Origin of the sequence: Micromonospora sp. NPDC050397 (assembly GCF_044901685.1) — a bacterium.
Classification (GTDB): domain Bacteria; phylum Actinomycetota; class Actinomycetes; order Mycobacteriales; family Micromonosporaceae; genus Micromonospora_G.
On record NZ_JBJDPS010000016.1, the window covers coordinates 74,985 to 100,952 of the forward strand.

Genomic DNA, 25,968 nt, shown 5'->3' on the forward strand with positions numbered 1-25,968 from the left:
CTTGGGCACTGCGGGAGACCGGTTTTCTCTCTGTGCGAGACGTGCGGTCGGTCGTGACTGCAGTGTGGTGTTCACGACAGTCTGTGACGTGGTGAAACACGCCGCCGCTGGGGCGTCGACCATGACGCCCTTGGCCTCGACGAACAGAAGGAGCACGCATGCGTATCCGTACGGCTGTGTCAGGATTGGGAATCGGAGCAGTGCTGGTGCTGAGTGGGGTGTCCGGGCCCGCTCAGGCCGCCGGCCCCGCGCTGGACCCCGCGTGCACCATCGGTAGGACCGCCACCCAGGCTTGGGGGGAGTGCACCGCCGCTGGGGACTACAAGTGGTACGTCGACATCTCCTGCACGCAAGCGGGTGCTGGAGCGAGCACCACGGTGACCGGGCCTGGCCGGGCCAACGGGTACTGCAGCTGGGGCTATGTGACTAGCGTGACCATCGAGTTCGTCTGAGCACGCGCGCACCGACGGCACTCCCGGGCACTCGCCACCGGGGGGGACGGTGTCGTTCCGTCGGCTCGGGGGACTTCGGTGCGCAGTGCGTCGATTAAGGTCAGGGCGCCCAGCCACCTGCGGCGAAGACCTTGTCGCACCGGAACTCCGGGTCCTGCGGGACGGGCTCGAAGCTCACGGTGGTGCCTGTCGCCGTCAAAGGGCTTTCCCGCAATTCCCGGCGGGCGCGCGACGACAGCTACGGTGACCTCGCTGCGTTGTCGGAACGTCCATATGCGTCCAGTACGTGAACGTCCCTCCGCCTTGCGATGCACCGCATCTGACGCCGGGCGCTGATCCACCGGGAAGTGCGGGACAGCCCTAGGTGAGCGTTTGGTTCTCCGATGTCTGTTTCATTTGGTCTGGGCGTCGTGCCAGTTGGGGGTGGTCTCGTGGGCGAGGCGGCGGGCCATGAGATTGATGGCGGCCAGCTGGATCATTGCGACTGACCGGTGGGGGTGGGTTTCGTAGTCGCGGGCCAGGCGGGGGTGGTGCATCAGCCAGCCGAGGGCGCGTTCGATGAGCCATCGACGTGGCTGAACGTGGAAGCCTCGGGTGGCGGGATCGCGCTGGACGATCTCAAGGTCGATGCCGAGCTGGGCTGCGTGTTCCACGGCTTCGGTCTTGTAGCCGTTGTCGGCCCAGGCTTTGGTGACGGTCGGGTGGAGTGCGGCGACCTTGGTCATGAGCGGGGTGCCGGCCATGCGCGCGCGGTTGTCCGGCACGCACGGAATGGCCCGGCCGGCTGTGTCTTCAGTCCAGGTCGGACATGTCGAGCACGAAGCGGTAGCGGACGTCGTTTCGCCGGAGGCGGTCGAGTGCCGTGTCCACCTGTGACGACGGGAGTACTTCGATGTCGGCGGCGACGCCGTTGTCGGCGCAGAACCGGAGCATCTCGGCTGTCGCCATGCGTCCTCCGCTGCCCGCGGAACTGAGCTTCTTGCGGCCGATGAGCAGGTCCGTGGCCTCGACGGTGACGGGGCCCAGGTACCCGAGGAGGCTGAGGGTGCCGTCCATCGCCACCAGCTTCAGATACGGGGCGAGGTCGTGAGGGGTGGGGACGGTGTCGATGAGGACGTCGAAGGTGTCGCCTGCCGTGGCCATCTGCTGGGTGTCGGTGGAGTCGATGAGGTCGTGAGCGCCGAGCTTGCGGGCGTCGTCGAGCTTGTCCTGGGTACGGCTGATGACGGTCGTGGTGGCGCCGAGCGCCACGGCCATCTTGACAGCGAGGTGGCCCAGGCCGCCGAGGCCGGCCACGGCGACGCGACTGCCGGGGCCCACGCCCAGGGAGCGCAGGGGTTCCCACACGGTGACGCCGGCGCACATCAGCGGGGCGGCTGCGGCCGGGTCGAGGCCGGAGGGGAGCGGGTAGGCGAAGGTGTCGCGCACGACGTACTCGCGGGAGTAGCCGCCCAGGGTGGTCGACCCGTCCTGCCGGTCGGTGCCGCCGTAGGTCAGAGTCGGGAAGGAGTGGCAGAAATTCTCCTGTCCGGCTTCACACATGACGCACACGCCGCAGGAGTCGACGATGTTGCCCACCGCGACCCGGTCGCCGACCGAGAAGGCGGTCACCACGGCGCCGGTCCCGGTCACCACGCCGGTGAATTCGTGACCGGGTACCAGGGGCGCTTTCGTGTGCTGGTCGTAGGCGTGCAGGGAGTGCAGGTCGGTGTGGCACACGCCGCAGTAGTCGACCTGCACCGCGATGTCATCCGGGCGCAGGTCACGGCGCTGCAGCGACGCGCGCCGCAGTGCCGTCGGACCGGCCGCCCGCCATCCAGTGGTCGTTCGCATACGTGACTCCTTAAACAGACTGTTCTGTCTGTTGCAACATAAGTGCGACTCCGCCCTCAAGGCAAACCAACTGTTCTGTTTGGTACAGTGCGGGCATGCCGGAACAGCCCCAGACCTCGCGAGGCGCCGCGACCTACCAGCGCATCCTGGACGCCGCCACCGAAGAGTTCGCCCAGCACGGCATCGCCGGGGCGCGCATCGAACGCATCGTGACGGCAGCGCGCACCAACAAGGCACAGCTCTACGCCTACTTCGGCGACAAGGAACGACTCTTCGACGCGATCTTCCTCAGCTCGCTGGAGCGCATCACCAACGTCGTGCCCATCGACGCCGACGATCTCGCCGACTGGGCCGTTCGTCTCTACGACGAATACCTGCGCCGCCCCGACCTCATCCGGCTGGCGACCTGGACACGGCTGGAGCGCCGTCCTGGCGGGCACCTCGTCGAGACCCACCAGCACTACGACGACCGCAAGCTCAGGGCCATCGCCGAAGCCCAGGACGCCGGGCGGGTCCGCGCAGGTGACCCGTTCGACATCATGGCCATGGTCATTGCCATGTCCATGGCCTGGTCACCGGTCAGCAACGTATATGCGGCCAGCAGCCAAGAGCCCGATGACGTACATGACCAGCGCCGCGCTCTGCTCCGCGACTGCGTCCAGAGCGCCACCGCGGCCAGGTGAACATCTGCCGTCCATTCTCGGGCTCTGACACAAGTTTCGTGACCTGTGCAAGCTGAGTGACGGTTCTTCCTGGTGTTGGCCTTCGGGAAGTTGCCTGAAGAAGATCAGTGGCGATCTCGGCTGGCTGACAGTTCGGGGCCGTGGGAGACGTGGTCCTCCGGCTGGAGGAGTTGCTGTTCCCGTCGATCGCCGACGTGTCGGTGGGGGCGGTGGACGTGGACGACGAGACGGTGCGGACTGAGGCTCGCAGCACGGCATCCGGTTGGGCATGTCCGGGGTGTGAGAGCTGGTCAAGCCGGGTTCACAGCTCCTACCTGCGGTTTCCGGCGGATATGCCCAGTGGAGGGCTGCGGGTGCTGCTTTGTCTGCGGGTCCGCCGGTTCGCCTGCCGGGTCGCTTCGTGCCCGCGGCGCACGTTTGTTGAGCAGGTGCCGGACTGACTCGGAGGTACGGCCGGTGGACCGAGCGTCTGCGCTCGACATTGGCGGCGGTCGGCCTGGCCCTGGCAGGCCAGGCGGGCGCAGGGATGGCGGGTGTCTTCGGGGTGTCCGTCAGTCGCAGCACGATGCTGCGACTGGTCGATGCGCTGCCCGAACCGGAACTACCGGCCCCGAGGGTGGTCGGCGTCGATGAGTACGGGACCCGCAGAGGCCGCCACTACGGGACCGTCCTGGTCGACGTCGACACGTCGTCTGGTCGGTGACCTGATCGCGAAGCTCTACCGGTTGCGGCTGACCGTGCCCGGGGTGGGCAAGTATCTGAAGCGGTGGGGGCTCTCTTTCCAGCGGCCCGACAAGCGGGCGGTGGAACAGGACCCGGAGGCGGTGGCCCGCTGGCACGAGCAGACGTGACCCGCGATCCGGGCGAAGGCGAAGGCCGAGGGTGGCGAGATCCTCTTCGCCGACCAGGTCGGCATCCGTTCCGATCAGGTCACCGGCCGTACCTGGGGCGAGAAGGGGCGCACCTCGATCGTGCGGCGTTCCGGCAACCGGTTCTCGGTGAACACATGTCGGCGATCAGCACGAAGGGCCGCATGCACATCATGGTCTTCACCGGGACCTTAGACTCCGCCGTGATGTGTCACTTCCTGGCCACACCGGCCGCGGCCCGCGCGACCGCTTCGGCCCCGACCGCGTGGAAGCCCGCAGCGCCCTCAAGCACGCCCACGACGCAGCCGGCCCCGAAGCGTAGCCATGGCCGATGGCAGCCCGGCACCATCAGTTACCTGGAGAAGAACAGGGTCCTCCTGGACTGGATGCGCTGGGAGACAGGTCAGACCGAACGTCGCATCCGCGAACTGGAGATCCAGGAAGCCCAGGAACAGGTGCGCCGGGAGCGGGCCCGTGCAGAGACGTTGTGGAAGATCCAGCCGCAGCGCTCCTCGTCGGTGGCACTGCTGCACCGAGGCGGCTGCGCCACCTACCCGGACCAGATCGGGCTCATATCCCGGGAAGACGCGATGGTCGCCCTGGCGGAACCGGACATCGAGCCGTGCAAGGTGTGCAGGCCGGATACCGGTCTGCGGGGCCGAACCGACACCGCCGGCCGCACCCCGTCACGGCCCACGCCGCCACGTACGTATGAGCACGTCAGCCCCGCCACTACACCCACTCCGGCTGACCCAGCAGCTGCTCCGCGTCCGGTAGTCCGGCCCGCCGCAGGAACTCCACGACGTCGTGATCCTCGTAGTGAGTGTTCGTGAAGTTCAGGGTGGTTCCGATGACGCTCGTAGCGGCACCGTTGGTCAGTTCCGTGGGGTGGCTGCGCGCTCTGTATGACCGTTGTGCAGAAGGACGAGCCCGGCGGCCTTGCTCCCGCGCTCGGAGGCGAAGCCGCCGGGCTCTGGGTATCTCACCCGTTGGCCTTGGCCAGGCAGTCCCGGTACGCGTCACGGGCCGGCCGGACGCCCTTGTCGGCATCCGCCTTCTCGGAGACGGCAGTGTCGAGGTCGGTCTTGCGGGCCTCGACATCCTTGGCGGTGGTCGCCTTCCGGACCCTCTCCGCATCCGTCCGCAACTGCCTGATCAGGCGGCTTGCGACCTCCGCACGACGTCCTTCTGCCGGCTCCAGCGTGTCCCCCTCGGTCATGGAGTCGAGCGCCTTCTGGCCCGCGTCAGCCTCGGCCACCGCTGCGTCAGCAGTAGCGGCCGCGTCGAGGCGTTTAGCCGCTTCGTACACGTCTAGTGCCGCCTTCACCACCCCCATTCTGAGAACGGTCGTTCCCCGTCTCCATTTTCTCGAAGGCGTTGAACAGGTCGTTTGCGGTACTCCTCACCTGTCCGAACGCCGCCCGGTCGTCCCTGGCCCGGTCGTACGCCCGCTGGGCGGAGGCGACCTTGGCTTCGGAGTCCTCCGGCTTGTCCTGTGAGTCGAGGCAAGTGATGTTCTCCGTGGTGCATGCCGGCGCTTCGGCGGCGAGCGCCTGCGTGGGCGCAAGGATGGACAGGGCGGCCCTGTACGTGGTGCTGATCTTCACGAAACTCGGCCTCATGATCGGTTGGGCGGGGTGTACATGATCAAACGATTCACCTCAGCGGGTGATACGGACGCCAGAGGGGAAGGCTGAGGTTCTCCGGTCGCAGGGAGCGGCCACCACGCCCTCGAACCCAGGCGGTGTCCGACGGGCCGGATAGACGCTGCTGCCGAAAGCGGACGAAGCAATCCAGGACCCTCCTGGTAGGGCTCTCCATTTGCAGCCGGTGTCCACGACGTAGCGGATCGCGTCGACGACCTCGCGGCAGGGATGTTCCTCCGGCCGGCCTCCCCGGACGGTCTCACTCGCGGGCAGCGGGAGCAGAGGTTCGATCGGCGCCCACTCGTGGTCGGTCATGTCCGAGGGCTAGATTCTGTCCGGCGGATCGTGGTCGGAGCTGTGTCGAGCAGTAGAGCCAGCTCCTCGCGACTTCCCGGCTGACCCGTGAAGCGTCTGCCAACAGGCCGCGCCGTGCGGGGCGATCGCTGCAAGCCAAGACGTACCCGCCGCAGGATCCGCCGAGGCCGCGCCGCGTCCCGAGCCGCGGCTTCAAGGGCCAGGTCGCTGCCGGGCCAGCACACGCTTCGATTGTCAGTGGGTCGTGTGAGGCTGTCCGAGACCCACCGTACGAATCACCGGAGTTCAGGTATGACGACCCTTTCACTCATGACGGTCGCGGAATGGCGCGCGTTCCTCAGCGACTACAACGCCAGGCACATCAACTCGGACGAGGTCCGTGAGGCCATCGAGGAGCATCGGCAGGTCATCAGTAAGGAGCGGCTGGAGGCCGGGTGGGCCGGTGCCGAACCGGCGGGCGAGCAAGCGATCGTGGCCGCCGAGGAGCGGCTCGGGGTGAGGTTTCCTCCCTCGTACCGAAACTTCCTCCAGGTCAGCGACGGCTGGGAAGACATCGGGTTTGTCAACCTGTTCCAGGTCGGCGCAATCGGCTGGTTTGCCGACCTTGACGCCGACCTGTTCGAAGCGTGGTCGGACCTCGACAGCTTCGAGGAGCAGCTCACCGTACTCAGGCGATGCCTGCTGGTCGGCGACGACGACGGCGGTAGCGGCTGCTACTGGCTGCTGCACGCCGACAGCATCGGGGATAACGGCGAGTGGACCGCGTATGTGTGGTGGCCCGGCGACGGTGACGACCTCGAGCCGCACCACGACTTCGCCGCCATGGTGCGGGAAGCAGCGCGCCCCTAGCTTGTTCTTTTTCTTCCGGACTCGAACGACGTCTCGAACTGGGTCGCTCACATGGGGATTCGCCATCGCCGCGATCAACGAATGGCTGTGACCTGCCTGAAGTGTCAGCCCCGCGAGTCATCCTGGCCGGGATCAGGTCAGCAGGCTGTGAGGAGACGGAGCTGATGGGATCTGCGTACTACCGGGCCGAGAGCGAGAGCGGCGACCACATCGAGGACCCGTCCGAAGACGCACTGTTCATGCTGATCGACGACCTCAACAGCTCGGACAACACCTTCGTTGTCATCCAGCCCGACGAAGACGATCCGGCCTGGTTCACCTCGGTCACCGTCCTGGACGAAGGCGGCTACGAGGTCGTCCGCCGCGACACCACCCGCCGCGAACACGATGTCGTCACCGAGACGAGCATCGATCAGATCGCCCGCGACCTCACGATCTGGTTGGCCGCCCGCATCAGCGCTAACTGACCCCGATCGCACCGCGCGTCGAACATCTGTGGCCTGTTCCCGTGCCGCCGCAGCCTCCGCCCTGGCTCTATCCCGGTCCTCCTCGAAGTTCAGCACACAGGCCAACGCGTCCAAGGCCCCAGCGATCCTCTCTCTCCAGTCAGCGAACTCGACGAAATCTCCATCGGACGGCTTCTGCGACTTCACTGAGCGGAGAAGGCACAGGGCGTCCTTGAGCGCGGGGCCAACCACCAGGCTTCCTTCAACGGGTACGCAGTCGACTCCATCGTGCACTACTTCCAAGACACGGCCTAGCGGGCCTCCGCCCGCGCCCTGCAGCCCCCCGCACCGCATGCGCATGCGCAGGCGGAGGCGCAGGCGGAGGCGCGCCCGTCGTCCTGCAGCTGCTGCTCGCGCTCGTCGAGGCGGTCGAGGTGTCCCGCCGCTGGCACGAGGCGGCCGAGCACCGCGCGCAGACACGCGCCGTCGCCGACTCCGCGGTGCTCCTGCGCGAAGCCGCCGTCGCCGTCACCATCGCCATCGCCGCCGCCGCGCCGTCGGCTCCGGCCTCCGTCCCAGCAGCCGGCGCTACGCCACCGTCCCCAAGGGCCGCACCAGCTTCCGCAGCGCCCCGTGTTCCCCGCCCCGTTCGGTCACCAGCACCACCGCACCCGCACCCGCACCCGCACCCGCACCCGCATCCGCGCCTGCCTCGGCGCCTGTCTCGGCGCCGAGGGCGGGGGAGCGGGCTGGTTCGTGGACCCCGGCCAGCGCGGATATCAAGGCCATGTGGGGTCCGCTGACCGAGGCCCTGCCACTCCCGGAGGTCCTGCACATCGACGACCGGGAGAGCGGCCTCCTCGTCGGCGCCCGGGCCTGGCCCCCTGCTCGCCCGCCGCATGGCCCGCACCGCCCGCGCTCCGGAAGGCGAACCAAGCCTGAGTGTTCGCCGGTCCGGTCTGCTGATCATGTCAAGCACGGTCCTGGCGTGTTGCTGGTGCTTCTGGGCCGCGTAGACGGCGCGTCCTGTTGACCCGGTGGCCGTAGCGCTTGTCGACCTCGTGGTCCGTGGCCATCAGTACGGTGCACGACGCCGGTGGCCCTGCTGCGTCCTGAAACGGATGGAGGTGCTCCTGAAGGCCGCAGCGGTCCTGCCCCGGTGCCGTCTCTCGGTAGGTGTGCCATGTCGGCAACGTGGGCACGGTGAAGACTGCTCAGAGCGGGCAAAGCGTCCGGGGCCCCGTAGGTGGGACGCTACGGCCACCCAGGGCCGTGGCCCCGCCCAGGACCTGCTGCTCATTCAGGATGCCTGCGGCGCCGCCCCGGCCTCAGGATTCTTCGACCGCTCCTGGACCCGAGGCGTGATTCCCATGAGACTGACCCGCGCGGCGTTGGCCGTAACCGCAGGAGCCCTTGCTCCAGCCCTTCTGCTCGGCACTCCCGCGTTCGCCGCAGGTCCGGTCTCCCCGCCTGTCACCGAATCGGTGGCGAAGGCCACCGGCACGGGCTCTCCGTACGACTCCATGCCGCTGACCGAGCTCCGTGTCGAGGTGTTCACGGTCCTGGGTGACCCTGACACGGGACCCACCGTGCGCGAGGAGGCCGTGAAGGCGCTGGAGACCGATACGGCCGAGGCGCTGCGGTACTTCCTGAAGACCGGACGCGGGATCGCTCAGGTGACGGACGACCGCGTGGCGGTGTTCACGGTCCTGGGTGACCCAAACACGGGCCGGACGGTTCACGACGCGGCCGTGAAGGCACTCGAAGCCGATACACCCGAGGCGCTGAGGCACTTCCTGGAGTCCGGGCGCTGGGACGCGCAGGAGGTGGACGACCGCGTAACGGTGTTCACGATCCTGAGCGCCCCTGGGACCGGCGAAGCCCTGCGTGCGGCGGCGATCGCCGTGCTGGAGGACGGTTCCCGGGAGGCGCTGCGCCACTTCGTCGAAATCGGACAGTACGAGGTGTGACTCCGAAAAACGTACCGCTTTCTGCTCGCTGCCGGCGCTGGATACCAGGACGCCGCTGAGTGGGATTGGTTCACGGGACATGACCGCAGGCGCTGCGCCTCGCGCTGGGTCTCGACGGCCGGGTTGGGGCGTCGTCGTTCCAAGGTGTCGACAGCGTGGGAGGCGGTGTGCCGATGGATGGTCGCGTCGGCGTCCGGTGTGAACCCGTCGGCGGGGCGGGGCAGGAATCGCAGCTGGTCGGCGAGGGGTTCCAGCTCCGCCACGAGGTCGAGCGCTGCTCTGTTCTGGCCATGGCGCACCAGCCAGGCCATGGTGAGTAGCGCGGCCTCCTCGGGCACGCCGATCTCGTAGCGGCCGTTGTCCAACCGGGCCCACAACCAGGCGAGTCCGGGCTCGGTGAGGCAGTGGGCGAAGAGCGCACGCCGCTCGGCGGGCACCCCGAAACTCCGCGCGGCTTGGGTCTCGTGAGGCCGGAGCGGGCCGCCCGCGCTCGCGGTCCCGGTGGCGAAGCCGCCCCGCATCACCTCAGGAGTGACCCACGACGGGAGTCCGGCCACGGGCGTGCGCGAGCCGACCGAGAGCCGGCCTGCGGCCATGGCTGCCAGAACCTCCCGCCACCGCTGTCCACGCACCTCGGCGCGACCCCGGGTACCGGCATCTTCATGGGTCAACGCGGTCACGAAGGCCTTGGCCAGTTGGCCCTCCGGATAGGACAGGGCCGCGAGAGGCTGCTGCTCAGCGTTGTCGTTCATTAGCCGACGTGGCAGGTTCCGCCCCTGCGCCCTCCGGGTCCAGAGCCCGGTGCTCTACTGCTGAGCTACACGCCGATAACGGTGAACGTCAGACGTCGGCGTGATCACCCCACAACCGGCTTTTCTCGGGCGAGCGAGTCATGAGCACATCGCGGGAAGGAGTTGGAGCTGCGCATAAGGGTCCTGCCGCCCCACGCGTCGATGCCGGCGGCGGCCAGGATTCAGACCTGCTCGGCCGACCTGCCGGAGACGATGGCCGATGCCGTCTCCGGGGCACGCGATACGACAAGCCGGCCGTCACCGGCTCTCTGCAGCTGGAGAGCCGCGTGACGCGCGGCGGTCGCGACAACTCTGGCCCGGCGGCCCGACTTGGTCCACTCCCGGTGCCGTACGCCCATGGCACAGGCACCCGCCGATCACCTGCTGCGGCTACTGGAGCCGCCCGTACGCCGTAACGGCATCGGCAACCCCGCACATCGGGATCGTGGAGCCCGCCTCGGGCGGCCAGGTGGAGGAGGAGCCCCGCCGCGGACACGGGGAAGCGCGGTCGAGAGGTGGGCCAGATTGGAGGGAAGAACACCACGGGCGGCGCACGGCCGGACACAGGGCACGACGCAGTTGAGCCGTCGAATGAGCCTCGACCAGCTCCCGCGGCGCCCAGGCCGGTTCGGAGGCCCCTGCCCGGTCAGTGGTCCCGCACTTCGCCCTGGGCGATCTCCACGTTGTGATGCAGGTCCACGAGCCCGGCTGCGGCCCCCGCGGTCGTCGCGGCCGCGTATGCGAGCAGCAAGGTCACCGCGGCGACCGCAAGTCGTTGAGGGGTGGTCGGTGGCTTGAGGAGGGCTTTGACGCGCTGAGGTACGGGGCCGCCGGAGGCTCCTGCGGCGAAGGGAGGGCGGCCGGTCGCAGCGGTGTTCCGGGCGAGGGCTGCGCGGCCGATGGCGCGGGCCGTCAGGTTGCGGTCGCCGACCACACGCGCGGCGGCCTCGTCGGCGACGCGTTCCACGGCCAGGCCGATGGCGTCGCGCAGCCCGTTCAAGGCGGGATGGCAGCGGGCAGCGAGGTCTGCGGCGGTGAGGAAGTAGTGGTGGCGGCCCGCCAGGTGGGCCCGTTCGTGGGCGAACAGGGCCTCTCGCTCGGATCCGTCGAGGGTGCGCAGCATGCCGGAGGTCACCACGATGCGTCCCGGGTTCCCGGGAAGGGCGTAGGCGTCGGCTTCGGGGTGATCCAGGATGCTGAGGTCTCCCGCGGAGGGTGCGTATCGCAACTGCGCGTGTGCGTTGCGGTATTGACCGAGCTGACGCAGCGTCGACCGGGTCACGGCGAAGGCACAGACGGACAGTGCGCCGAGGGCGAGGGCAGTGACCGGGTAGGCGACGACGGCGGGCGCGACGTGCAGGGGGTGGACCAGGTGCCCGAGGCGGGCCAGGGCACTCACGGTGAGTACGCCGGCGAGGAGCAGACCGCCCAGCGCCGCCAGCCAGCCGCCCGCCAGCACACATGCTGTCGCGGTCAGCACCCACATCGAGAGCGCAGGCCGCAGGTGGGGAGCAGCCCATCGCACGAGCCCCGGCGCCGCGAACGGCGTCAACAGCGGCACGACCAGGACGCTGATCACCGACCGCCACCGCCGTCCAGTAGGTCGCGCAGTATGCGTTCGTCCTCGGGGTCCAGGTCGGAGACGAACCGGGCCAGCACGGTCTGCCGGTCGTCGTCCTTGTCGAGCTCGTGGTGCATACGCCGGGCGGTCAGGCCGTGGGCGTCCTGGACGGGGAAGTAGGCGAATCCGCGTCCGGAGCGTTCTCGGCCGACCGCCCTTTTCTCGAAGAGGCGGGACAGGATCGTCGTCACGGTCGTGCGGGCCAGCTCCACCGTCAGGCTGCGCTGTACCTGCGCGGCGGTGCGGGGGCCGTCCGCAGCCCACAGCACGGCGAGCACGCTCGCCTCCAGCTCCCCTGCCGCTCTGCGCTCGACAGCGCCTGACGTCATCGCGTTCCTCCACTCGGCAATCGTCTACAGTGCAGTAGACCGTCTACGTGATTGTAGTCGACCGGTCGTTCCCTCCGGCTGCCCCTGCCCGCATTCAGTGAAAGGCCACCCACCCATGGCCGTATCCGACCTTGCCGCAACTCCACTCGCGGTGAACCTCCTCGACGCCCAGTCGTTGCTGGCGACCTTCGGTGTCCTGGGCATCGCGGTCGTGATGTTCGCCGAGACCGGGCTGCTGGTCGGCTTCTTCCTGCCCGGCGACTCCCTGCTGTTCAGCGCGGGCCTGCTGTGCGCGGGCAGTGCGGACAAGGCTGCGACGCTGTCGCTGCCCTGGGTCCTGGCCGCCTCGGTTGCCGGAGCACTGGCCGGCGCGCACGTGGGATACCTCATCGGGCGCCGGGCGGGTGGAGCGGTCCTCTCCCGGAGCAGGAACAAGCGCCTGCACCAGGGTGCCGAACGCGCCGAGGAACTCCTGAAGCGCTACGGCCACGCCAAGGCGATCGTGCTGGCGCGCTTCGTCCCGGTGGTGCGCACGGTCCTGAACCCGCTCGCCGGAGCCCTGAACATCCCCGCCCGGACCTTCACCCTCTGGCAGGCCGTCGGCGGCCTGTTCTGGACGGCGGGCCTGGTGCTCGGCGGATACGCCCTCGGCTCCTCCATCCCCGACGTCGACCACTACCTGCTGCCGATCATCGCCCTGATCGTGGTCGTGTCCCTGCTGCCACTGGCAGTCGAACTGCTCCGCTCCCGTCGGGCCACCAAGCACAGGACCGAGGCCCACTGATGAATCTCGCGTACGACGGCCCGGCCATCGACGGCCCCGCCTACCTCGACATCGTCAGCCTCGCCCAGCGGGCGCCCGGCTGGCTCGACAGTCTGATCACCGACTGGTCGTCCTACGGACTGGCGGTGTTCGCAGTGCTGATGTTCCTCGCCTGGTGGCAGACCCGCCGCGCGGAGGCCCCGGGAGCGGTCACCGCACTGGCCGTCCCACTGGTCACCCTTCTCGCCTTCGGCGTCGACTCCCTTCTGAAACTGACCGTCCACGAGGACCGGCCCTGCCGGCAGTTCCACGCGGTCACCCTCGAGGCGTGTCCAGCGCCCGGCGACTGGTCCTTCCCCAGCAACCACGCCGCCCTCGCCGCCGCAGCAGCCGTCGCGCTGCTTCTCGTATCGCGTCGGCTGGGCCTCATCGCCCTGACCGCGGCGGTCCTGATGGGAGCATCCAGGGTGTGGGTGGGCGTGCATTACCCGCACGACGTGGTGATCGGATTCGTCGTCGGTGCCCTCGTCGCGCTCCTTGCCACCCGGACCGTGCGGCGCAAGGAGAGCTCGCTCGCCACCCGGCTGAAGGAAGGCCCGCTGCGCCCACTGCTGACCGCGGCACCGCCGGACAGCGTCTGAGCACTGCCGCCGCACTCGCGCCCTGTCCCGGCATCGGCCGGGCGCTCCCGGTCCGGTCCGGTCCGCGATCAGCATCGCTGATCGTCCGACCTCGGCCACCGATCGCCGACTGGGTGACATCGTCCGCTCCGCAGCGCGGTCGGATGTCTCGGCTGGGCGTGGCGAACCACCGACCGCCGTCAGCGCCGTGCCGGCTGGGGAAGTGGGGTCGTCAGCGCTAGCCGGACGCGTCGGCGGCCTTGCTCGCTTCCTCGACCTCGACCAGGCACTGTCCGGCGGATCTTGACGGGTCGGCGCGTATACGGCAGTGCTGAAGCGCGGAGACTGCCTGGTACCGGCATGGTCCGGCACCACCAGGTGCTGCAACCATGTGGGCATCTTCGGGCCGGGCTGTAACTCGCGTTTCTGGCCTGTTAGCGGTCGGAGCGGAGCGACACCATGGCATGGGTAGTAGGGGCAGGCGGGTTCTTGGGGCTGCTGGCGATCGCCTTGGGAATCGTGACACTGCGGACGGGGTGGATCCTGCCCACGGCGCGTCGCCACGTCACCAGGCCGAGGCTCCACGGCCTCGGTGCCCTGCTCACGGGCGCGTCCGCGCTTCTGCAGAGCCTCCTCTACTTTGGAATCTTGCCGAGCGTTTCCTGGGATGTCCGTTTCTTCGGCGGAAACGCCTTCCTGTTCGCGGGGCTCCTCCTCATCGCTCTCAGCCAACTGCTGCCGCTCCGCCGAAGCCGGGACTACGCCGACCCCTCAGGCGCCTGAAGGATGTCGACGGATCACGGCTGAAGCCACAAGCGGATCGCGGCGGTGGCGACGGTGCCGTGGAAGACGTAGGCCCGCTTGTCGTAGCGGATGGTGGCGACCCGGGAGTTCTTGAGCCTGTTGATCGTCCGCTCGGCTTCATTGCGGCGTCTGTAGATCTCGTTGTCGAAGCCGGTGGGTCGGCGCCCTCGCTGCCGCGGCGTTGTCGTTTGGCCCGCTGGTCCTTCGGCTCGGGGATGGTGTTCGATCCGGCGTCTTCGAACGTGCCGCCGATTCCGACGCTAGTGCCGCGTCAGGCAACGTTTGCCCTGTCGACGACGGCTTGTAGGTGCTGGTCGTCGGCATGGCGGTTTCGCCAGATGATGTAGCGGCGGATCATGCTGCCCTGTTCCTTGTGGCCGGCGTGGTCCGTGCCGTCCAGGGTGAAGTAGCGCAGGGCCGTGAACTGGGCCTCGATGCGGTTGAGCCAGGAGCTGTTGGTCGGTGTGTAGGCGATCTCGACGTTGTTCGCGGCAGCCCAGATGCCGACCCGTTGACACCTCTTCGTGGTCAGGTGCGGGGAGAAGTTGTCGGCCACGATCGCGATCCTGACGTCGGCCGGGTAGAGGCTGCGCAGGTAGCGGCAGAACTCCAGGAACTGGGTGCGCCGCTTGACCGGTTTGATGTGGCCGTAGAGCTTGTCCTTGGACAGATCCAGAGCGGCGAACAGGTGCCGTACCCCGCGTCGCCCAGGTCAAGCAGGCCGACCGCGTCCGGGTGGTCGAGGAACTCACCCGGGACGAACAGGTCGCGGCCGAGGTCACCACCGGCCTGCTCCGCAGGCCCGACGTCGCGTTCAAGGCGATGTCGGACGACACCGCCCGCCACCAGGTCAACCACGCCCAGGTCGAGCGCGGCCGACAGGCCCGCGAGCACTTCGAGGACACCAGCCCCGCCGCCGAGACGGTCCGCAACATCGACCGGTCGGTCGAGTTCCTCGACCTGGTCACCGCCTGCCACGCGTTCGTCGCCGCCTCGGGACGGGTTGTCCCCGGCCTGCGAGACCGCCAGCTCAGCAACGACGAGAAGGTCCTGGTCCACGAGAACGTCGCCCGCGTCCGGGCCACGCTCGACTGGATCGAGATCGCGGTCGACACCGGCAAGGTCGACGTCGACGGCGAGCTGGCCCGCCTGCTGCAAGGTGAATAGCCAATGCCCCGTGCTTCCGCGCGCAGACCACCGGCCGCCCAGCGCCATGCTGACAGCATCCGCTTCGTCCTCTTCGAGGCTCGCCCCGCCGGACTGACCTTCGCCCAGCTGGTCAGATCCAGCGAACTCTCCCCCCACCAGGCCCGGTCCGGGCTGGCCTGCCTGCGCGACATCATCGCCGAGCAGGGCTGGCCGCCCCTGATCTGGACCCGCGCCGACGGTTACCAGTTCTGCTCCGACACCACCGAGCTCCAGGCATACGAGGTCGCGGTCATCCGCGCCAAGCTCACCGAGATCCGCCGGTTCATCACCGGCGTCGTCATCCCCCACGCAACCCTCCAGCCGAAAGGACGGTGGATCAAACACGTCAACACCCAGCTCAGCAGCGTCGAATCGACGCTCGACGTCATCGCTGACTACATCGACGCCTGACCGGTGGTCCTGGCCGCGAAGCGGCCAGGACCACCCCATCGCCCACTGGAGGGGCCACGTTGCCGCGCAGACGGTGCTACCCCTCCGACACCTTCGACGACGAGTGGGCGCTGATCGAACCGCTGCTGCCTGTCCCGGCCTGCGACACCCCCACCGGCGGCCGGCCGGAGAAGCTCCCGCGGCGCGAGATCGTCGACGCGATCCGCTATGTCGTGGACACCGGCTGCAAATGGCGAGCCCTCCCGCGCGACTTCCCACCCTGGCGCACGTGTTACGGGTTCATGGCCCGATGGGCGGCCGCTGGCGTCGTCGGACAGATCCGTGACCAGCTCCGCAAGCGCATCCGCCGCGACCTCGGCCGGTCGCCCGGAGCGGTCGCGACCGTGATCGACTCCCAGTCGGTCAAGGCCGCCGAGACCGTCGGCCGTGACTCCCGTGGCTATGACGGCGCGAAGAAAATCAACGGACGCAAGCGCCACCTCGTGGTCGACACCAAGGGTCTGCCGCTGTTCGTCATGGTCACCCCGGCCGACATGACCGACCGCGACGCCGCGAAGGAAGTCCTCTTCCGCCTGCGGCTGATGCACCCTGAGATCACGATCGCCTGGGCCGACTCGGGCTATGCCGGACAGCTCGTGACCTGGGCCAAGAAGTATCTCGGACTCACGCTGAAAACGGTGAGCCGGCCGAAGAACACCCCTGGGTTCGTGATCCTGCCCCGCCGCTGGGTCGTCGAGCGGTCCCTCGCCTGGATCATGCACGCGCGCCGCCACGCGAGAGACTACGAGCGGTTGATTCAGCATTCGGAATCGCTGATCACTTGGGCCGCAATCACGCTTATGACCAGGCGAATCACCCGCCGGTCATCCCGCCGCGGCGGCCAACCCGACTCCCGCGAAGCCCACCGGGACTGATCCAGACGGCGTTGCCGGTCAGCAACGCCACCCTCACTCGTCCAACGACTGGCTCTTCGACCACATTCTCACGCAGGCCCGGCTCACCGCGGGCGAACCGGACATCCAGTTGCCCGCCGCCCGGGCCTCACCTGATCCTGTTCGAATCCTAACCTGCGAGGAACACGCCGGACCTTTAAGCACAGGCGCTGAGGCAGCGGCGTACGAGGGTGAGGGTGCGCTGTGTGACCGTATCGAGGGGGGTGCCGTTCTCGACGGCGGCCAGGGCGGTGTGCAGCATTCCGGCGATGAGGTCGGCCGTGAGCGCGGGCTCAGGAGCGCCAAGCTCCCGGACGGCGGCGCGGAACGGTTCGACCTGGTCCAGGTGGAGTTCCATCAGCCTCTGCTGGCAGGCGGGAGGAAGGCCGGCGTTCATGAGGGCGACGGCGGGCCGGTGTGCGCCTTCGGCGCCCAGGCGGAGGCTTTCCCCGAAGAACGCCTCGACGCGTTCCAGTGGGCCTTTCGCAGTGGCCATGGCGCGGGTGAGTGCCTCGTTGGAGCGTCGGAAGGCTTCCTCCGTGATGGTGGCCAGGAGGGCTGGCGAGGAGTCGAAGTACTGGTAGACGCTGGAGCGGGCCAGGCCCGCGCGGGCGCCGACCGCCGCCGGTGTGACGGCGGCGGCGCCCTCGTTGACCAGGATGTCGATCGCCGCCCCGATCAGCGCCTCGCGTTGCTGGGCGCGGTGCTCGGCGACGGTGGAGGCGTTGATCTTCGGCATGGGGGGCGGGCTCCTGTAAGGGTGGACAGGGCCGGGAATGCGGCGCCGGTTGGCGGCCCCTGTCAGGACAGGCGGCCGTCGACCATCTCGTACACCCGGTCGGCAGCGTCCATTATCGCCGTGTCGTGGGTGACCATGACCGTGGCCGTGCCGCGCTCGTGGGTCTGCTCGGCGATCAGCCGCACCGCCTCGGCGGACCGTACCCGGTCCAGTGCCGAGGTGGGTTCGTCCACCAGCAGGACGGCGGGGGAGGTCATCAGGGCGCGGGCCAGGCCCGCGCGCTGGCGCTCGCCGCCCGACAGCTGATGCGGACGGGAGCCGGCGCGGTGGGTCAGTCCGACGGCTTCGATGAGTTCGTCTGCACGGGCCCGGGCAGTGGTGTCGAGGCGTCCGTCGATGTGCAGGGGCAGCAGGAGCTGTTCCCTCACAGTGAGGGAGGCCAGCAGGTTCGACTGCTGGAAGACGAAGCCGATGTGGCGGCGGCGGGCGGCGGTGCGTTCCTTGTCCGAAAGGGCGGTCAGCTCGGTGCCGGCGATGTGCACGGTGCCCGAGGTGGGCCGTTGGAGGCCGCCGGCGGCGGCGAGGAGGCTGGACTTGCCGGATCCGGAGGGGCCGACGACAGCGACGAACTCGCCGGGGGCAACGGTCAGGCCGACGTGGTCGAGGGCGGTGACGGCGGTATCGCCGTCGCCGAGGGTGAGGGTGACGTCGTCCAGGCGCAGCCCGCCGGAGCGGTCGGTGTCCGCGGCGGCCTGGTGGTCGGGGGCGGGTGTGGTCATCGGGTGGCTCCCAGAGCGATCAGGGGGTCGACGGCGGTGATGCGGCGGACAGCGACGCCAGCGCCCACGGTCCCGAGGACGATGAGGAGGCCGGAGGAGGTGGCGATGGCCGGTGCGGAGAGGGAGAAGGGGGCCTTGCCGATCATCGCGCTGCCCAGGGCCAGGCCGACGGCGGTGCCGAGGGCCGTGGCTGCGACGAGCACGGCGACGACCTGGGTGAGCGCGTCGCGCAGGATGTACCCGGTCGGGGCGCCCAGTGCCTTCATCAGGGCAATCTCGGGCTTGCGCTGGACGGTCCAGACGGTGAAGAACGCGCCGACGACCAGGGCGGAGATGACGTACAGGAACCCCTTGATCAGGGCCATGGTGCTCGACTCGGCCTCGTAGCCGGGGGACGCGTTGAACGTGGCCTCCTTGGTCTCGGCGAGGGTTCCGGTTGCCTTTTCGACCACGGCGACGTCGGCGCCCGGCTTCAGGGTCAGGGCGACGGCAGTGGCCTGGCGGCTCGCGGCATCGGGCAGGTCGCCGGGCAGGCCGTAGTGCAGATGCCGCCACGTGTCGAGGTCTGTGTAGACGACGCCGATGTGGCCATAGGAGACGGTCTCGTCGACCAGTCCCACGACCTTCAGCCGCACCTCGCTCTTGTCCGCGGTCAGCACGTCGCCGATCTCCACGCCCAGGTCGGCGGTCTCCTGGGTGATCACGATGCCTGCACTGCCCTCCTTCAGGCCCTTACCCATGCTGGGGCTGGGCGCCAGAGGGGAGTCCGGTGTCATGCCGAAGACGGCGAGATTGACCTGCTCCCCCTTCTTGGCGCCCTGGGTCACCTGGGCATTGGCCAGGGTGTTCCCGAACGGCTCCGCGCGCTCCACGCCCGGAGCCCTGGACCATGTCTGCCAGTCCTCCTGCTCCACGGTCGAGCGGGAGAACTGCTCGCTGGTCGCCTTCTCGTCGAAGGCCAGGTGGGTTACGGGCAGCGCGCGCAGGCCGGATATGCCGGCGTCCGCCAGACCGGAGGCAAGCCCGGACAGGAGGACACCGAGTACGGCGATGAGCGCGACCACCGCGCCCATCAGGGCGAAGCGACCGCGGGCGAAGCGCAGATCGCGTAGGGCAAGGAACACGGAGCTCTCCGAGCGATGAAGGGAATGAGGACACGACAGACTGGCCACGTCGCCGCTTTACCTAAACTTGACGACACAGCTGTCGGCATCTTATCGGATGTTGCCGACGCGCCCGTCGGTATGTTGTGTCGCGTACGTCGGCCGGATCCTCCCCACCCGACCACCCCTGTGCGGGTGTGGCCTGACTTCGCCTGGGGTTTGTACCGGGTCCGCCGACCGGCCGGATCGCTCACAAGGCCCGGTCACCGAGCTGTTGATCATGACGTCGGAGCGGGCTGAGAAAGCCGCCGTCACGGCCCGGGAATCGGCGGATCGCCGTCGCGGAGAGTTCCTTCTCGCCGGACCGCGGCGTCAAGAGAACAGCACCGACGCCGCCTCGTGCAGTCGGCGCCTGACCAGTCCGCGGGCATGCTGCGGGTGAGGTCCTGCTCAGCGGTCAGCGACGGCTGCCGGCGGGAGCGAGCAGACTGGTGAGCTCGGCGATTGCCTCTGGGGGCGGCTTGAATAGCGCCGGACGTTCTCCGGTTCGCCATCAGCATCAGTAACGACGCGCCCTGCTCGCCGAGGTGGGTCAGGGAGGAGTGGCGGCACTCGCGCAGAACCCAGCGCGTTCCAGGTCCACGTACGGCGGTGTGCTCGTCCAGCAGGGCGCGGGCCTGCCCGTACGACAGCCGGGCGAACCCGGTGTCCGGGTCGGGCATCGCGCGGGCTGGCAACCTTGCCTGGTCCCAGCCGCCCACCAGGGCGGACGGAGGCTCAGTGCACGATCTGACGCCGATGTTCCTCAGACCACGTTCCCCTGCGACAGGACTCCCGGCTCACTCTTCCACGTCCGCGAGGCTCCGCACCGAAGATCCGGTCACCTCACGCTGCCCGCGAAACGGACCCAGCCGCCCCTGTTCGAATCCTGACCTGCGAAGAATCCGGCTGGAGGTTCAGACACAGGCACTCAGCTTGTTCTTTTTCTTCCGGCCTCGAACGGTGTCTCGAACTGAGTCGCTCACCTGGGGATTCGCCGGACGCGGGGGCGGCCTTCGTCTGATCATGTGCTCCGACCAAGGTGCACTGACCAAGACGAAGGCGTGAGGGTGAGTCTGCTGCCTGATGCCGTCCGGAGGGAAGCGTTCGCGGAAGCGTCACGCTTCCGGGGAGAGTTCTACGAGTGTCTGACCGCCCGGCGGGATGAGTTGTTCGAGCTGGCGGACGCGGTGCTGTGTGCCGACGGTGCGGTGAAGTCACCGGTGGACCTGACGCTGTTGCCCGAACATCGTCGTGGACACGGAGCAATGTACGGCGGCCTGAACCACGGCCGCATCGACACCGATCGGCTGCGGACGGCGCTGGCCGGGCTGTCGCTGCCGCGTTTCGACGGCGGGCGCCTGGTCCTGGCGGTCGACGTGTCACCGTGGCTCCGCTCGGACGCGCCGTGCTCGGCCGAGCGGCTGTTCTGCCACGTCTACGGCCGTGCGAAGACCGCCTCGCAGTTCATCCCGGGCTGGCCCTACTCCTTCGTCGCCGTCCTGGAGCCGGGTGCCACGTCCTGGACCGCGATCCTGGACGCGGTCCGGCTCGGCCCGGCCGACGACGCGACCGCGATCACCGCCGCCCAGCTCCGAGGAGTAGTTGAGCGGCTCATCGCCGCTGGTCAGTGGCAGGACGGAGATCCTCATACCGTGGTCGTGAGCGATGCAGGCTATGACGTCACCCGTCTGGCCTGGGTCCTGCGCGACCTGCCGGTCGAGCTGGTGGGCCGGGTTCGCTCCGACCGTGTGATGCGTCTGCCGAAGCCGCCGCGGACGCGCGGAGTCAACGGCCGGCCGCCCAAGCACGGCCCGGAGTTCCGCTTCACGAAGCCGGAGACCTGGCCCGAGCCCGCGATCACCACCGTCACCGACACCACCAACTACGGCAAGGCCGAGACCCAGGCGTGGGACCGGGTCCACCCCCGGCTCACCCACCGCTCCTCCTGGCTCGATCACGAGGGTGAACTCCCGCTGGTCGAGGGGACGTTGATGAGGTTGAAGGTCGAGCATCTATCGAAGGAACGGGATGCACCGCCGGTATGGTTGTGGTCTTCCAAGACCGGCGCCACCCCCAACGATGTGGACCGCTTCTGGCAGGCATTTCTCCGCCGCTTCGATCTGGAACACACCTTCCGCTTCGCGAAACAGACCCTCGGCTGGACCACCCCGAAACTCCGTACTCCCGAAGCGGCGGACCGCTGGACCTGGATCCTGATCGTCGCCCACACCCAGCTCCGGCTCGCACGTCCCCTCGCCGAAGACCTCCGCCGGCCCTGGGAGAAACCCACGAGCTCCGACCGGCTCACTCCGGCCCGGGTCCGCCGGGGGTTCAGGAACATCCGCGCTCACCTCGCCTGCCCGGCCCGTGTTCCCAAACCCCGAGGCGCCGGCCCCGGACGGCCACCCGGCGCCAAGAACAAACACCGAGCACCCCGCTACGACGTCGGCGAGACCGTCAAACGCCCCGAGGCCCTCAAGGCCATCGGTAGACCCGGCAGGTCCTGGTAGGCAGAGCACAAGATCAGTGAACGACCGTATAGCTCAGATCGCGGGCTGTCACAGAAGAGGGGGACAGCCGCAGCCATACCGTGCCGCGCTCATCAGGATCATCATGCAGGTAGCGGACAAAACGCGAATCCCAGCATGATTCATCCGCGCCCAGGTAGCGGATCAACTTGCGGCGCCCACGTGGGACGTCGAAGCCAACAAGTTCGGCCCGGCCACGGGCAATGACCTGGCGAACAAGCCCCGTAGCGATGTCACATACGTCCACCACAAGAGCGATCTGCGGGTCCGCACTCACCCGGTGAAACAGCTTGGTCCAGGGGCCGGTCAGAACCCAGAAGGCACCCTCCTCCCATAGAAACCACACAGGTCGTACGCTCGGCCCGTCGGTAGCGATGCGCGCGGTGAGCGGCTGACTGAGGAAGGCATCGATATCAAAGGGAGCAGGTTCCATGTCTCCATGCTCGATCTTCCACACGCCGTCGGAACACCCCGACCTTCGACCTAGGTCGAGCTATCGGTAGATCCTGGTAGATAAAGAACAAGCTCAGCCAGAAGCCCTCATTGTCGGCCAGTCGCGCCACCTTGACAGAGACGCCGCAGGCGCTGCCCACGTCAGAGTTGAGGGGCCCGGAGATATGGCCTCGTACGCGTTCGGTGGTGACCTGGCGCCGGGCCCGGATGGTCCAGCTGGCCGCGCAGAGCATGCCCGTGGTGAAGATCGCCGAGCCTGCATTCACCAGTGCGGACCGGGTCCGGGACATGATGCACAAGGTCTTGAGCAAACAGGAATCCTCCACACGGGCGAACCGATGCACCCGCAACGACATCACGACGAACCCGGCGACCGCCGAAAGGCCACGGTGGGAGCGTACGTAGGAGCCATGTATTCGTTGCGACCATCATCCGCATCTCGGGCAGGCCGCCCGACGGGAAGTTGTACGGGCCTTGATCCGGACGACTGCGGCGGTCACCTCGACCGACTCAACGGACGCACCGGCGACCGAGGAGAACAGCAATTCGTCGAGCTGCGGAAGCACTTCGTTCATGGCGAACCACTGTCAACCACACCGCTCTCCAACCGGGCGCTTTTCGGGCGACCTCAACAGGCACCACACGAAGATCAACAGTCACCCTGCGTACGCACCACAAGAAGTGGGCCAGAACCACTACTGCTCGATAGAGCCACTGCCGGGGGGAAAGGGCGTTCAACGCCTTTTCGCTGACCTCCCGTGTGGTGAGTATTCGGTTTTCCCCTCTTCTGACGGGCCTTTTCTGCTGTGGGGGGTGTGGTGGGCGTGGTCTCGGGGAAGGCGGAGCGGCGCTGCGCTGGCTTCGCGGCAGCGGGGGCCCGTTGGGCGCCGCAAGTCAGGAGCGTTCGCCCCTGACGACCGCCTGATTCGGCCGGCCCCGGATGTGCGGGGCAGGTGCCCTCGCCGTCAGGCGACGCCGTGCCGTTGAGCAGCTAGTCGGACCTCGGCGACCGCGCCCGGTTGTTCCAGCAGCATCGTTCCGGCTTCCTGCCCCAGGTGGTGGATGCGCAGGCGGGGACCGTCGACGATCACCCGGAGCTCGGGCCAGGGGTGCTTCCAGAGCAGCTCGGCGCGTTCCCACATCTCCACGCCGCGTGAGGTGACACGGAGGTGGTACTGCGTCCCTTCGTGGGGCGAGGGCGGGGTGTGCTCGGTGTACGGCGGTCGCACCGCGTAGGTGCCGATCACGCGTTCCCCGGGTTCCAGGCGGGCGGCGCGGATGCCGTCGATACGACCGATCCGCGATCCGGTCCAGCCCGCGAGTCCGGTCGCGGGCAGAGCGAGCGCCAGTACCTGCCACCAGGGCAGCACCCCCGCACCGAGACCGATCACCGTCGCGCCCGCGATGCCCGCGGACACAGTGGCCCGGACTGTCCTAGTGCGCCGCATGACGGCGTTGTCCTTGTCCATCACGTTCCCCCCTGGTCCCTGGCCTTCCTAGGGGTCGGCTCAGGGCGTCGTCGTCGCTGTCAACCCTATTGCGGGCGGCCATGGCGCCGACTGGCGGCTCTCTGAACTACTGTAGTTCTGCTCTGTTTTCTGGCCGGTGGTTCCGACCTTGGTGAGGTAGTCGGCGAGAGAGTTGAGGATCTCGTCGGCTGTCTTGGTCCAGGTGAAGGGCCGCGGGTTCTCGTTCCAGGTGTCGATCCATGCAGTGATGTCGTCCTCCAGGGCTTTCACGGACCTATGGACGCCGCGGCGGATGAGTTTGTCGGTCAGCAGGCCGAACCACCGCTCCACCTGGTTCATCCACGAGGAGCCGGTGGGGGTGAAATGGACGTGGAAGCGGGGGTGTCTGCCGAGCCACGTCCTGATGTCGGCGGTGTTGTGGGTGGCGTAGTTGTCGCAGACGAGGTGCACGTCGAGTCCGGCGGGCACCGCCTTGTCGATCCGGATCAGGAACTTCTTGAACTCGATCGCCCGGTGGTGGCGGTGGAACGCTGATATGACGGTGCCGTCGGCGATGTTGAAGGCGGCGGACAGGCTGGTGATGCCGTGCCGCAGGTAGTCGTGGGTGCGGCGTTCGTAACGCTGGGAGGGGGGGTGTTGGTGCACAGCGAGGTAGCTGGTCTGGGGTGTTGCTGGTTCGCTGAGAGGTGGAATTGGCGGCTCGTACAGGTGGGTTGGGGTACCTGAGCTGGGTTTATGTGTTCTGTGCTGAGCGGGGATGGGTCTGTTGTAGTTAGTTCTAGCGTGTAAAGGCCCAGTTGGTGTTTGTGCTGGTCAGCGCCGTTTTGTCTGCCTGGCAGGTGTGCCTATCGGCCTCGGCGGGGGCGGCGTTGGGTTTCGGCGAGGTGGTCGAGGCGGATGGTGTCGAGGGCGGTTTTGGTGATGCGTTCGGTGCCGTCGTGGATGGCGGTGATGGCGGCTTGGCGGATGAGTCGGGTGAGGGATCCGATGCGGCCGGCGGTGCGCTGGTGGAGGTAGGGGGCGTGGCGGGGGAGAGTGCCGGGTTTGTGCTGCTGGAGGTCGAGGTGGTTTTCGATGTCGGTGATGACCTCGTGGAAGGGGTGGCGGGTGCCGTGGCGGGCGGGGAGGGGGCCGCAGTCGACGAGGGTGGCGCGTCCGGCGAGTTGGGCGCCTCTCACGCCGGTGAAGAGGGGGGTGTCGGTGACGTTGATGCCGGCGTAGACGAATGTCGCGGGAAGGCGTTCGCTGAGGTCTTTCAGAAGGTCGGCGGTTTGGGCGCCGGTGGTGGTGCGGGGGTTGAGGCGGTGGATCTCGTCGATCATCACGAGCTGGACACCGGCCTGGGTGTAGGTGTGGCAGACGGCTTCGGTGATCTGGGTCTGGGTCATGCGCGCGGCCACGGGGATGCCGAGGTAGCGGGCGAACTCGGTGATGAGGGTTTTCGCGGTCGCGCCGGGCGGGACCAGAACATACGCGACGGGCACCGAGGCGTGCGCTGATCCGGGTGGTGGCGGGTTTTTGCGGGTGTGGGCAAGGTGGCAGGTACGCCCGACGTTCAGGAGCGCGGTGGTCTTCCCGGCTGCGGCCGGTCCGGTGACGATCAGTGAGGGCCGTGCGGTGGTCTGCTGATGGCGTCCGAGGATCATCAGGGTGCGGACCTGGGTGGCCAGGGCGTGGATGGCGGGGGTGCGGATGGTGACGAAGCTGGAGTGGTAGGCCAGGCGTTCCTCCGTACTGCGGAGCCGGTCGCCGGGCAGGGGAGGGACGACGGGGGCGGTGGTGGCGAAGCGGTGCCAGCCCTGCCAGGTGGTCAGCGGCCAGAACAACTCGGATCCGCCGTTTTCGCCGGCGCCGGCTTGTGTGCTGCTCGCGCTTGGCGGGCTCGGGTTCACCACTTGTCGGCTTCCTCGTGCGCGTTGTAGAGCCCGAATCCGGTGGCCGGGGCGGGGCTGACGTCGTCGTCGGGCAGGTTGTCGAGGTCGTCGATGCTGTCGTCGTTACCTTCGGTGGCTTGCTGCGCCGGGCTGTCGGTGGGTGCTTCGGTGTCGTGGTCCCCGTCGCGGGCTGCGGGGAGAGGGAGGTGAGCGGTGCGGGCCAGGAGTGCCCTTTCCGTTGTGGTGGAGTGGCCGCTGTGGACGCGGCGCATGAGCTGGTCGAGGGCGTCGGCGAGGCTGGCTTCGTGCTGCTCTTCGTCACCGTGGTTGCCGTCAACGGCCTGGGTGCGGATGTGCTGCCAGGTGCGTTCGTCGAAGGGCCGGTGGACGTGGTCGCGGTGGATCCACGGAATCTCGGTGAGTTCACCGTCGGGGAGGCGGACCCAGATCTGGCGCACG

28 protein-coding genes, 1 tRNA gene and 5 pseudogenes are annotated in these 25,968 nt (G+C 68.3%); 14 read left to right on the top strand and 20 right to left on the bottom strand.

Annotated elements, in window-relative coordinates:
• Positions 1 to 844 precede the first annotated feature (844 nt).
• Entirely contained in the window at positions 845 to 1,216 is a 372-nt protein-coding gene (locus ACI2K4_RS31135) for a hypothetical protein (RefSeq protein WP_404516478.1), read from the bottom strand.
• A gap of 28 nt (positions 1,217 to 1,244) precedes the next feature.
• Entirely contained in the window at positions 1,245 to 2,285 is a 1,041-nt protein-coding gene (locus tag ACI2K4_RS31140) for an NAD(P)-dependent alcohol dehydrogenase (protein ID WP_404516479.1), read from the bottom strand.
• A 95-nt stretch (positions 2,286 to 2,380) separates the two neighbouring features.
• On the opposite strand from ACI2K4_RS31140, the gene ACI2K4_RS31145 reads away from it, so the two are divergent.
• The 4 genes from ACI2K4_RS31145 (at position 2,381) to ACI2K4_RS31160 (ending at position 4,670) form a co-directional block, all read left to right on the top strand.
• On the top strand, positions 2,381 to 2,968 hold the full coding sequence (locus tag ACI2K4_RS31145; RefSeq protein WP_363306463.1) for a TetR family transcriptional regulator: 588 nt from the start codon (positions 2,381 to 2,383) through the stop codon (positions 2,966 to 2,968).
• 230 nt (positions 2,969 to 3,198) lie between these two features.
• Positions 3,199 to 3,408, top strand: coding sequence for a transposase family protein (locus ACI2K4_RS31150; protein WP_404516515.1), 210 nt, complete (start codon positions 3,199 to 3,201; stop codon positions 3,406 to 3,408).
• A gap of 189 nt (positions 3,409 to 3,597) precedes the next feature.
• Positions 3,598 to 3,819: a winged helix-turn-helix domain-containing protein gene (locus tag ACI2K4_RS31155; protein ID WP_404516480.1), complete on the top strand. Its 222-nt coding sequence runs from the start codon at positions 3,598 to 3,600 to the stop codon at positions 3,817 to 3,819.
• 404 nt (positions 3,820 to 4,223) lie between these two features.
• On the top strand, positions 4,224 to 4,670 hold the full coding sequence (locus tag ACI2K4_RS31160) for a DUF6233 domain-containing protein (RefSeq protein ID WP_404516516.1): 447 nt from the start codon (positions 4,224 to 4,226) through the stop codon (positions 4,668 to 4,670).
• A 149-nt stretch (positions 4,671 to 4,819) separates the two neighbouring features.
• Here the strand turns inward: ACI2K4_RS31160 and ACI2K4_RS31165 are convergent, their stop codons facing one another.
• The 3 genes and pseudogenes from ACI2K4_RS31165 to ACI2K4_RS31175 form a co-directional block, all read right to left on the bottom strand.
• Positions 4,820 to 5,173, bottom strand: a complete 354-nt coding sequence (locus tag ACI2K4_RS31165) for a hypothetical protein (protein WP_404516482.1) — start codon at positions 5,171 to 5,173, stop codon at positions 4,820 to 4,822.
• Positions 5,130 to 5,444 carry a hypothetical protein gene (locus tag ACI2K4_RS31170; protein ID WP_363306465.1) on the bottom strand — a complete coding sequence of 105 codons (315 nt, stop codon included), beginning with the start codon at positions 5,442 to 5,444 and terminating at the stop codon, positions 5,130 to 5,132. The genes ACI2K4_RS31165 and ACI2K4_RS31170 overlap by 44 nt, the downstream gene beginning before the upstream one ends.
• A gap of 198 nt (positions 5,445 to 5,642) precedes the next feature.
• Positions 5,643 to 5,798 (bottom strand): annotated as a pseudogene (locus tag ACI2K4_RS31175) (transposase); the annotation flags it as partial.
• 309 nt (positions 5,799 to 6,107) lie between these two features.
• On the opposite strand from ACI2K4_RS31175, the gene ACI2K4_RS31180 reads away from it, so the two are divergent.
• Both ACI2K4_RS31180 and ACI2K4_RS31185 read left to right on the top strand, forming a co-directional pair.
• Complete coding sequence (locus tag ACI2K4_RS31180; protein WP_404516483.1) at positions 6,108 to 6,647, top strand: SMI1/KNR4 family protein; 540 nt, start codon at positions 6,108 to 6,110, stop codon at positions 6,645 to 6,647.
• A 164-nt stretch (positions 6,648 to 6,811) separates the two neighbouring features.
• Positions 6,812 to 7,114: a hypothetical protein gene (locus ACI2K4_RS31185; protein ID WP_363306468.1), complete on the top strand. Its 303-nt coding sequence runs from the start codon at positions 6,812 to 6,814 to the stop codon at positions 7,112 to 7,114.
• Positions 7,115 to 7,681: 567 nt separating this feature from the next.
• Here the strand turns inward: ACI2K4_RS31185 and ACI2K4_RS31190 are convergent.
• On the bottom strand, positions 7,682 to 7,882 hold the full coding sequence (locus tag ACI2K4_RS31190) for a hypothetical protein (protein ID WP_404516486.1): 201 nt from the start codon (positions 7,880 to 7,882) through the stop codon (positions 7,682 to 7,684).
• Positions 7,883 to 8,463: 581 nt separating this feature from the next.
• Between ACI2K4_RS31190 and ACI2K4_RS31195 the strand changes: the two genes are divergently transcribed.
• Complete coding sequence (locus ACI2K4_RS31195) at positions 8,464 to 9,063, top strand: ALF repeat-containing protein (RefSeq protein ID WP_404516487.1); 600 nt, start codon at positions 8,464 to 8,466, stop codon at positions 9,061 to 9,063.
• 755 nt (positions 9,064 to 9,818) lie between these two features.
• On the opposite strand, the gene ACI2K4_RS31200 is transcribed toward ACI2K4_RS31195, so the two are convergent.
• The 3 genes from ACI2K4_RS31200 to ACI2K4_RS31210 form a co-directional block, all read right to left on the bottom strand.
• A tRNA-Gln gene (locus tag ACI2K4_RS31200) sits at positions 9,819 to 9,890 on the bottom strand.
• Positions 9,891 to 10,500: 610 nt separating this feature from the next.
• The gene (locus ACI2K4_RS31205; RefSeq protein ID WP_404516488.1) at positions 10,501 to 11,433 is read right to left on the bottom strand and encodes a M56 family metallopeptidase; all 933 of its coding nucleotides are present in this window, start codon (positions 11,431 to 11,433) and stop codon (positions 10,501 to 10,503) included.
• Entirely contained in the window at positions 11,430 to 11,804 is a 375-nt protein-coding gene (locus ACI2K4_RS31210) for a BlaI/MecI/CopY family transcriptional regulator (RefSeq protein WP_356537866.1), read from the bottom strand. The genes ACI2K4_RS31205 and ACI2K4_RS31210 overlap by 4 nt, the downstream gene beginning before the upstream one ends.
• A 115-nt stretch (positions 11,805 to 11,919) precedes the next feature.
• On the opposite strand from ACI2K4_RS31210, the gene ACI2K4_RS31215 reads away from it, so the two are divergent.
• From ACI2K4_RS31215 to ACI2K4_RS31225, 3 genes are all read left to right on the top strand, one after another.
• The gene (locus ACI2K4_RS31215) at positions 11,920 to 12,588 is read left to right on the top strand and encodes a DedA family protein (RefSeq protein WP_363306471.1); all 669 of its coding nucleotides are present in this window, start codon (positions 11,920 to 11,922) and stop codon (positions 12,586 to 12,588) included.
• Entirely contained in the window at positions 12,588 to 13,208 is a 621-nt protein-coding gene (locus ACI2K4_RS31220; RefSeq protein ID WP_404516489.1) for a phosphatase PAP2 family protein, read from the top strand. Before ACI2K4_RS31215 ends, ACI2K4_RS31220 begins: the two co-directional genes overlap by 1 nt.
• Positions 13,209 to 13,646: 438 nt before the next feature.
• Positions 13,647 to 13,970, top strand: coding sequence for a hypothetical protein (locus ACI2K4_RS31225; protein WP_404516490.1), 324 nt, complete (start codon positions 13,647 to 13,649; stop codon positions 13,968 to 13,970).
• A 14-nt stretch (positions 13,971 to 13,984) separates the two neighbouring features.
• Here ACI2K4_RS31225 and ACI2K4_RS31230 read toward each other — a convergent pair.
• A pseudogene (locus tag ACI2K4_RS31230) lies at positions 13,985 to 14,251 on the bottom strand (IS5/IS1182 family transposase); the annotation flags it as partial.
• An 11-nt stretch (positions 14,252 to 14,262) separates the two neighbouring features.
• Positions 14,263 to 14,688, bottom strand: a pseudogene (locus ACI2K4_RS31235) (transposase); the annotation flags it as partial.
• An 11-nt stretch (positions 14,689 to 14,699) separates the two neighbouring features.
• On the opposite strand from ACI2K4_RS31235, the pseudogene ACI2K4_RS31240 reads away from it, so the two are divergent.
• The 3 genes and pseudogenes from ACI2K4_RS31240 to ACI2K4_RS31250 form a co-directional block, all read left to right on the top strand.
• Positions 14,700 to 15,158: pseudogene (locus ACI2K4_RS31240) on the top strand (DUF6192 family protein); the annotation flags it as partial.
• Between the two features lie 3 nt (positions 15,159 to 15,161).
• Entirely contained in the window at positions 15,162 to 15,590 is a 429-nt protein-coding gene (locus ACI2K4_RS31245; RefSeq protein WP_404516491.1) for a hypothetical protein, read from the top strand.
• A gap of 59 nt (positions 15,591 to 15,649) precedes the next feature.
• Positions 15,650 to 16,450 (top strand): annotated as a pseudogene (locus ACI2K4_RS31250) (IS5 family transposase); the annotation flags it as partial.
• Positions 16,451 to 16,679: 229 nt separating this feature from the next.
• Here the strand turns inward: ACI2K4_RS31250 and ACI2K4_RS31255 are convergent.
• From ACI2K4_RS31255 to ACI2K4_RS31265, 3 genes are all read right to left on the bottom strand, one after another.
• Complete coding sequence (locus tag ACI2K4_RS31255; RefSeq protein ID WP_030584741.1) at positions 16,680 to 17,261, bottom strand: TetR/AcrR family transcriptional regulator; 582 nt, start codon at positions 17,259 to 17,261, stop codon at positions 16,680 to 16,682.
• Positions 17,262 to 17,323: 62 nt separating this feature from the next.
• The gene (locus tag ACI2K4_RS31260; RefSeq protein WP_404516492.1) at positions 17,324 to 18,040 is read right to left on the bottom strand and encodes an ABC transporter ATP-binding protein; all 717 of its coding nucleotides are present in this window, start codon (positions 18,038 to 18,040) and stop codon (positions 17,324 to 17,326) included.
• Positions 18,037 to 19,113: an ABC transporter permease gene (locus ACI2K4_RS31265; RefSeq protein ID WP_404516493.1), complete on the bottom strand. Its 1,077-nt coding sequence runs from the start codon at positions 19,111 to 19,113 to the stop codon at positions 18,037 to 18,039. The genes ACI2K4_RS31260 and ACI2K4_RS31265 overlap by 4 nt, the downstream gene beginning before the upstream one ends.
• A 1,139-nt stretch (positions 19,114 to 20,252) precedes the next feature.
• Between ACI2K4_RS31265 and ACI2K4_RS31270 the strand changes: the two genes are divergently transcribed.
• Entirely contained in the window at positions 20,253 to 21,695 is a 1,443-nt protein-coding gene (locus ACI2K4_RS31270; protein ID WP_404516494.1) for an NF041680 family putative transposase, read from the top strand.
• A 13-nt stretch (positions 21,696 to 21,708) separates the two neighbouring features.
• On the opposite strand, the gene ACI2K4_RS31275 is transcribed toward ACI2K4_RS31270, so the two are convergent.
• The 6 genes from ACI2K4_RS31275 to ACI2K4_RS31300 form a co-directional block, all read right to left on the bottom strand.
• Positions 21,709 to 22,170, bottom strand: a complete 462-nt coding sequence (locus ACI2K4_RS31275) for a pyridoxamine 5'-phosphate oxidase family protein (protein WP_404516495.1) — start codon at positions 22,168 to 22,170, stop codon at positions 21,709 to 21,711.
• 424 nt (positions 22,171 to 22,594) lie between these two features.
• On the bottom strand, positions 22,595 to 22,741 hold the full coding sequence (locus ACI2K4_RS31280) for a hypothetical protein (protein ID WP_404516496.1): 147 nt from the start codon (positions 22,739 to 22,741) through the stop codon (positions 22,595 to 22,597).
• Positions 22,742 to 23,131: 390 nt separating this feature from the next.
• Positions 23,132 to 23,635, bottom strand: a complete 504-nt coding sequence (locus ACI2K4_RS31285) for a hypothetical protein (protein ID WP_404516497.1) — start codon at positions 23,633 to 23,635, stop codon at positions 23,132 to 23,134.
• A gap of 39 nt (positions 23,636 to 23,674) precedes the next feature.
• The gene (locus ACI2K4_RS31290) at positions 23,675 to 24,280 is read right to left on the bottom strand and encodes an IS630 family transposase (protein WP_404516498.1); all 606 of its coding nucleotides are present in this window, start codon (positions 24,278 to 24,280) and stop codon (positions 23,675 to 23,677) included.
• A 200-nt stretch (positions 24,281 to 24,480) separates the two neighbouring features.
• Entirely contained in the window at positions 24,481 to 25,530 is a 1,050-nt protein-coding gene (locus tag ACI2K4_RS31295) for a TniB family NTP-binding protein (protein WP_404516499.1), read from the bottom strand.
• The gene (locus ACI2K4_RS31300; protein ID WP_404516500.1) at positions 25,524 to 25,967 is read right to left on the bottom strand and encodes a hypothetical protein; all 444 of its coding nucleotides are present in this window, start codon (positions 25,965 to 25,967) and stop codon (positions 25,524 to 25,526) included. The genes ACI2K4_RS31295 and ACI2K4_RS31300 overlap by 7 nt, the downstream gene beginning before the upstream one ends.
• Between the last annotated feature and the right edge of the window lies 1 nt (position 25,968).

What these genes read in the sequence shown, in the direction of transcription:
- ACI2K4_RS31140 (WP_404516479.1), bottom strand. Translation starts at nt 2,285, where the DNA reads ATGCGAACGACCACTGGATGGCGGGCGGCCGGTCCGACGGCACTGCGG.
- ACI2K4_RS31145 (WP_363306463.1), top strand. Translation starts at nt 2,381, where the DNA reads ATGCCGGAACAGCCCCAGACCTCGCGAGGCGCCGCGACCTACCAGCGC.
- ACI2K4_RS31155 (WP_404516480.1), top strand. Translation starts at nt 3,598, where the DNA reads ATGAGTACGGGACCCGCAGAGGCCGCCACTACGGGACCGTCCTGGTCG.
- ACI2K4_RS31160 (WP_404516516.1), top strand. Translation starts at nt 4,224, where the DNA reads ATGCGCTGGGAGACAGGTCAGACCGAACGTCGCATCCGCGAACTGGAG.
- ACI2K4_RS31165 (WP_404516482.1), bottom strand. Translation starts at nt 5,173, where the DNA reads ATGGGGGTGGTGAAGGCGGCACTAGACGTGTACGAAGCGGCTAAACGC.
- ACI2K4_RS31180 (WP_404516483.1), top strand. Translation starts at nt 6,108, where the DNA reads ATGACGGTCGCGGAATGGCGCGCGTTCCTCAGCGACTACAACGCCAGG.
- ACI2K4_RS31185 (WP_363306468.1), top strand. Translation starts at nt 6,812, where the DNA reads ATGGGATCTGCGTACTACCGGGCCGAGAGCGAGAGCGGCGACCACATC.
- ACI2K4_RS31190 (WP_404516486.1), bottom strand. Translation starts at nt 7,882, where the DNA reads ATGGCCTTGATATCCGCGCTGGCCGGGGTCCACGAACCAGCCCGCTCC.
- ACI2K4_RS31195 (WP_404516487.1), top strand. Translation starts at nt 8,464, where the DNA reads ATGAGACTGACCCGCGCGGCGTTGGCCGTAACCGCAGGAGCCCTTGCT.
- ACI2K4_RS31210 (WP_356537866.1), bottom strand. Translation starts at nt 11,804, where the DNA reads ATGACGTCAGGCGCTGTCGAGCGCAGAGCGGCAGGGGAGCTGGAGGCG.
- ACI2K4_RS31215 (WP_363306471.1), top strand. Translation starts at nt 11,920, where the DNA reads ATGGCCGTATCCGACCTTGCCGCAACTCCACTCGCGGTGAACCTCCTC.
- ACI2K4_RS31220 (WP_404516489.1), top strand. Translation starts at nt 12,588, where the DNA reads ATGAATCTCGCGTACGACGGCCCGGCCATCGACGGCCCCGCCTACCTC.
- ACI2K4_RS31225 (WP_404516490.1), top strand. Translation starts at nt 13,647, where the DNA reads ATGGCATGGGTAGTAGGGGCAGGCGGGTTCTTGGGGCTGCTGGCGATC.
- ACI2K4_RS31245 (WP_404516491.1), top strand. Translation starts at nt 15,162, where the DNA reads ATGCCCCGTGCTTCCGCGCGCAGACCACCGGCCGCCCAGCGCCATGCT.
- ACI2K4_RS31255 (WP_030584741.1), bottom strand. Translation starts at nt 17,261, where the DNA reads ATGCCGAAGATCAACGCCTCCACCGTCGCCGAGCACCGCGCCCAGCAA.
- ACI2K4_RS31260 (WP_404516492.1), bottom strand. Translation starts at nt 18,040, where the DNA reads ATGACCACACCCGCCCCCGACCACCAGGCCGCCGCGGACACCGACCGC.
- ACI2K4_RS31265 (WP_404516493.1), bottom strand. Translation starts at nt 19,113, where the DNA reads ATGGGCGCGGTGGTCGCGCTCATCGCCGTACTCGGTGTCCTCCTGTCC.
- ACI2K4_RS31280 (WP_404516496.1), bottom strand. Translation starts at nt 22,741, where the DNA reads ATGAACGAAGTGCTTCCGCAGCTCGACGAATTGCTGTTCTCCTCGGTC.
- ACI2K4_RS31285 (WP_404516497.1), bottom strand. Translation starts at nt 23,635, where the DNA reads ATGGACAAGGACAACGCCGTCATGCGGCGCACTAGGACAGTCCGGGCC.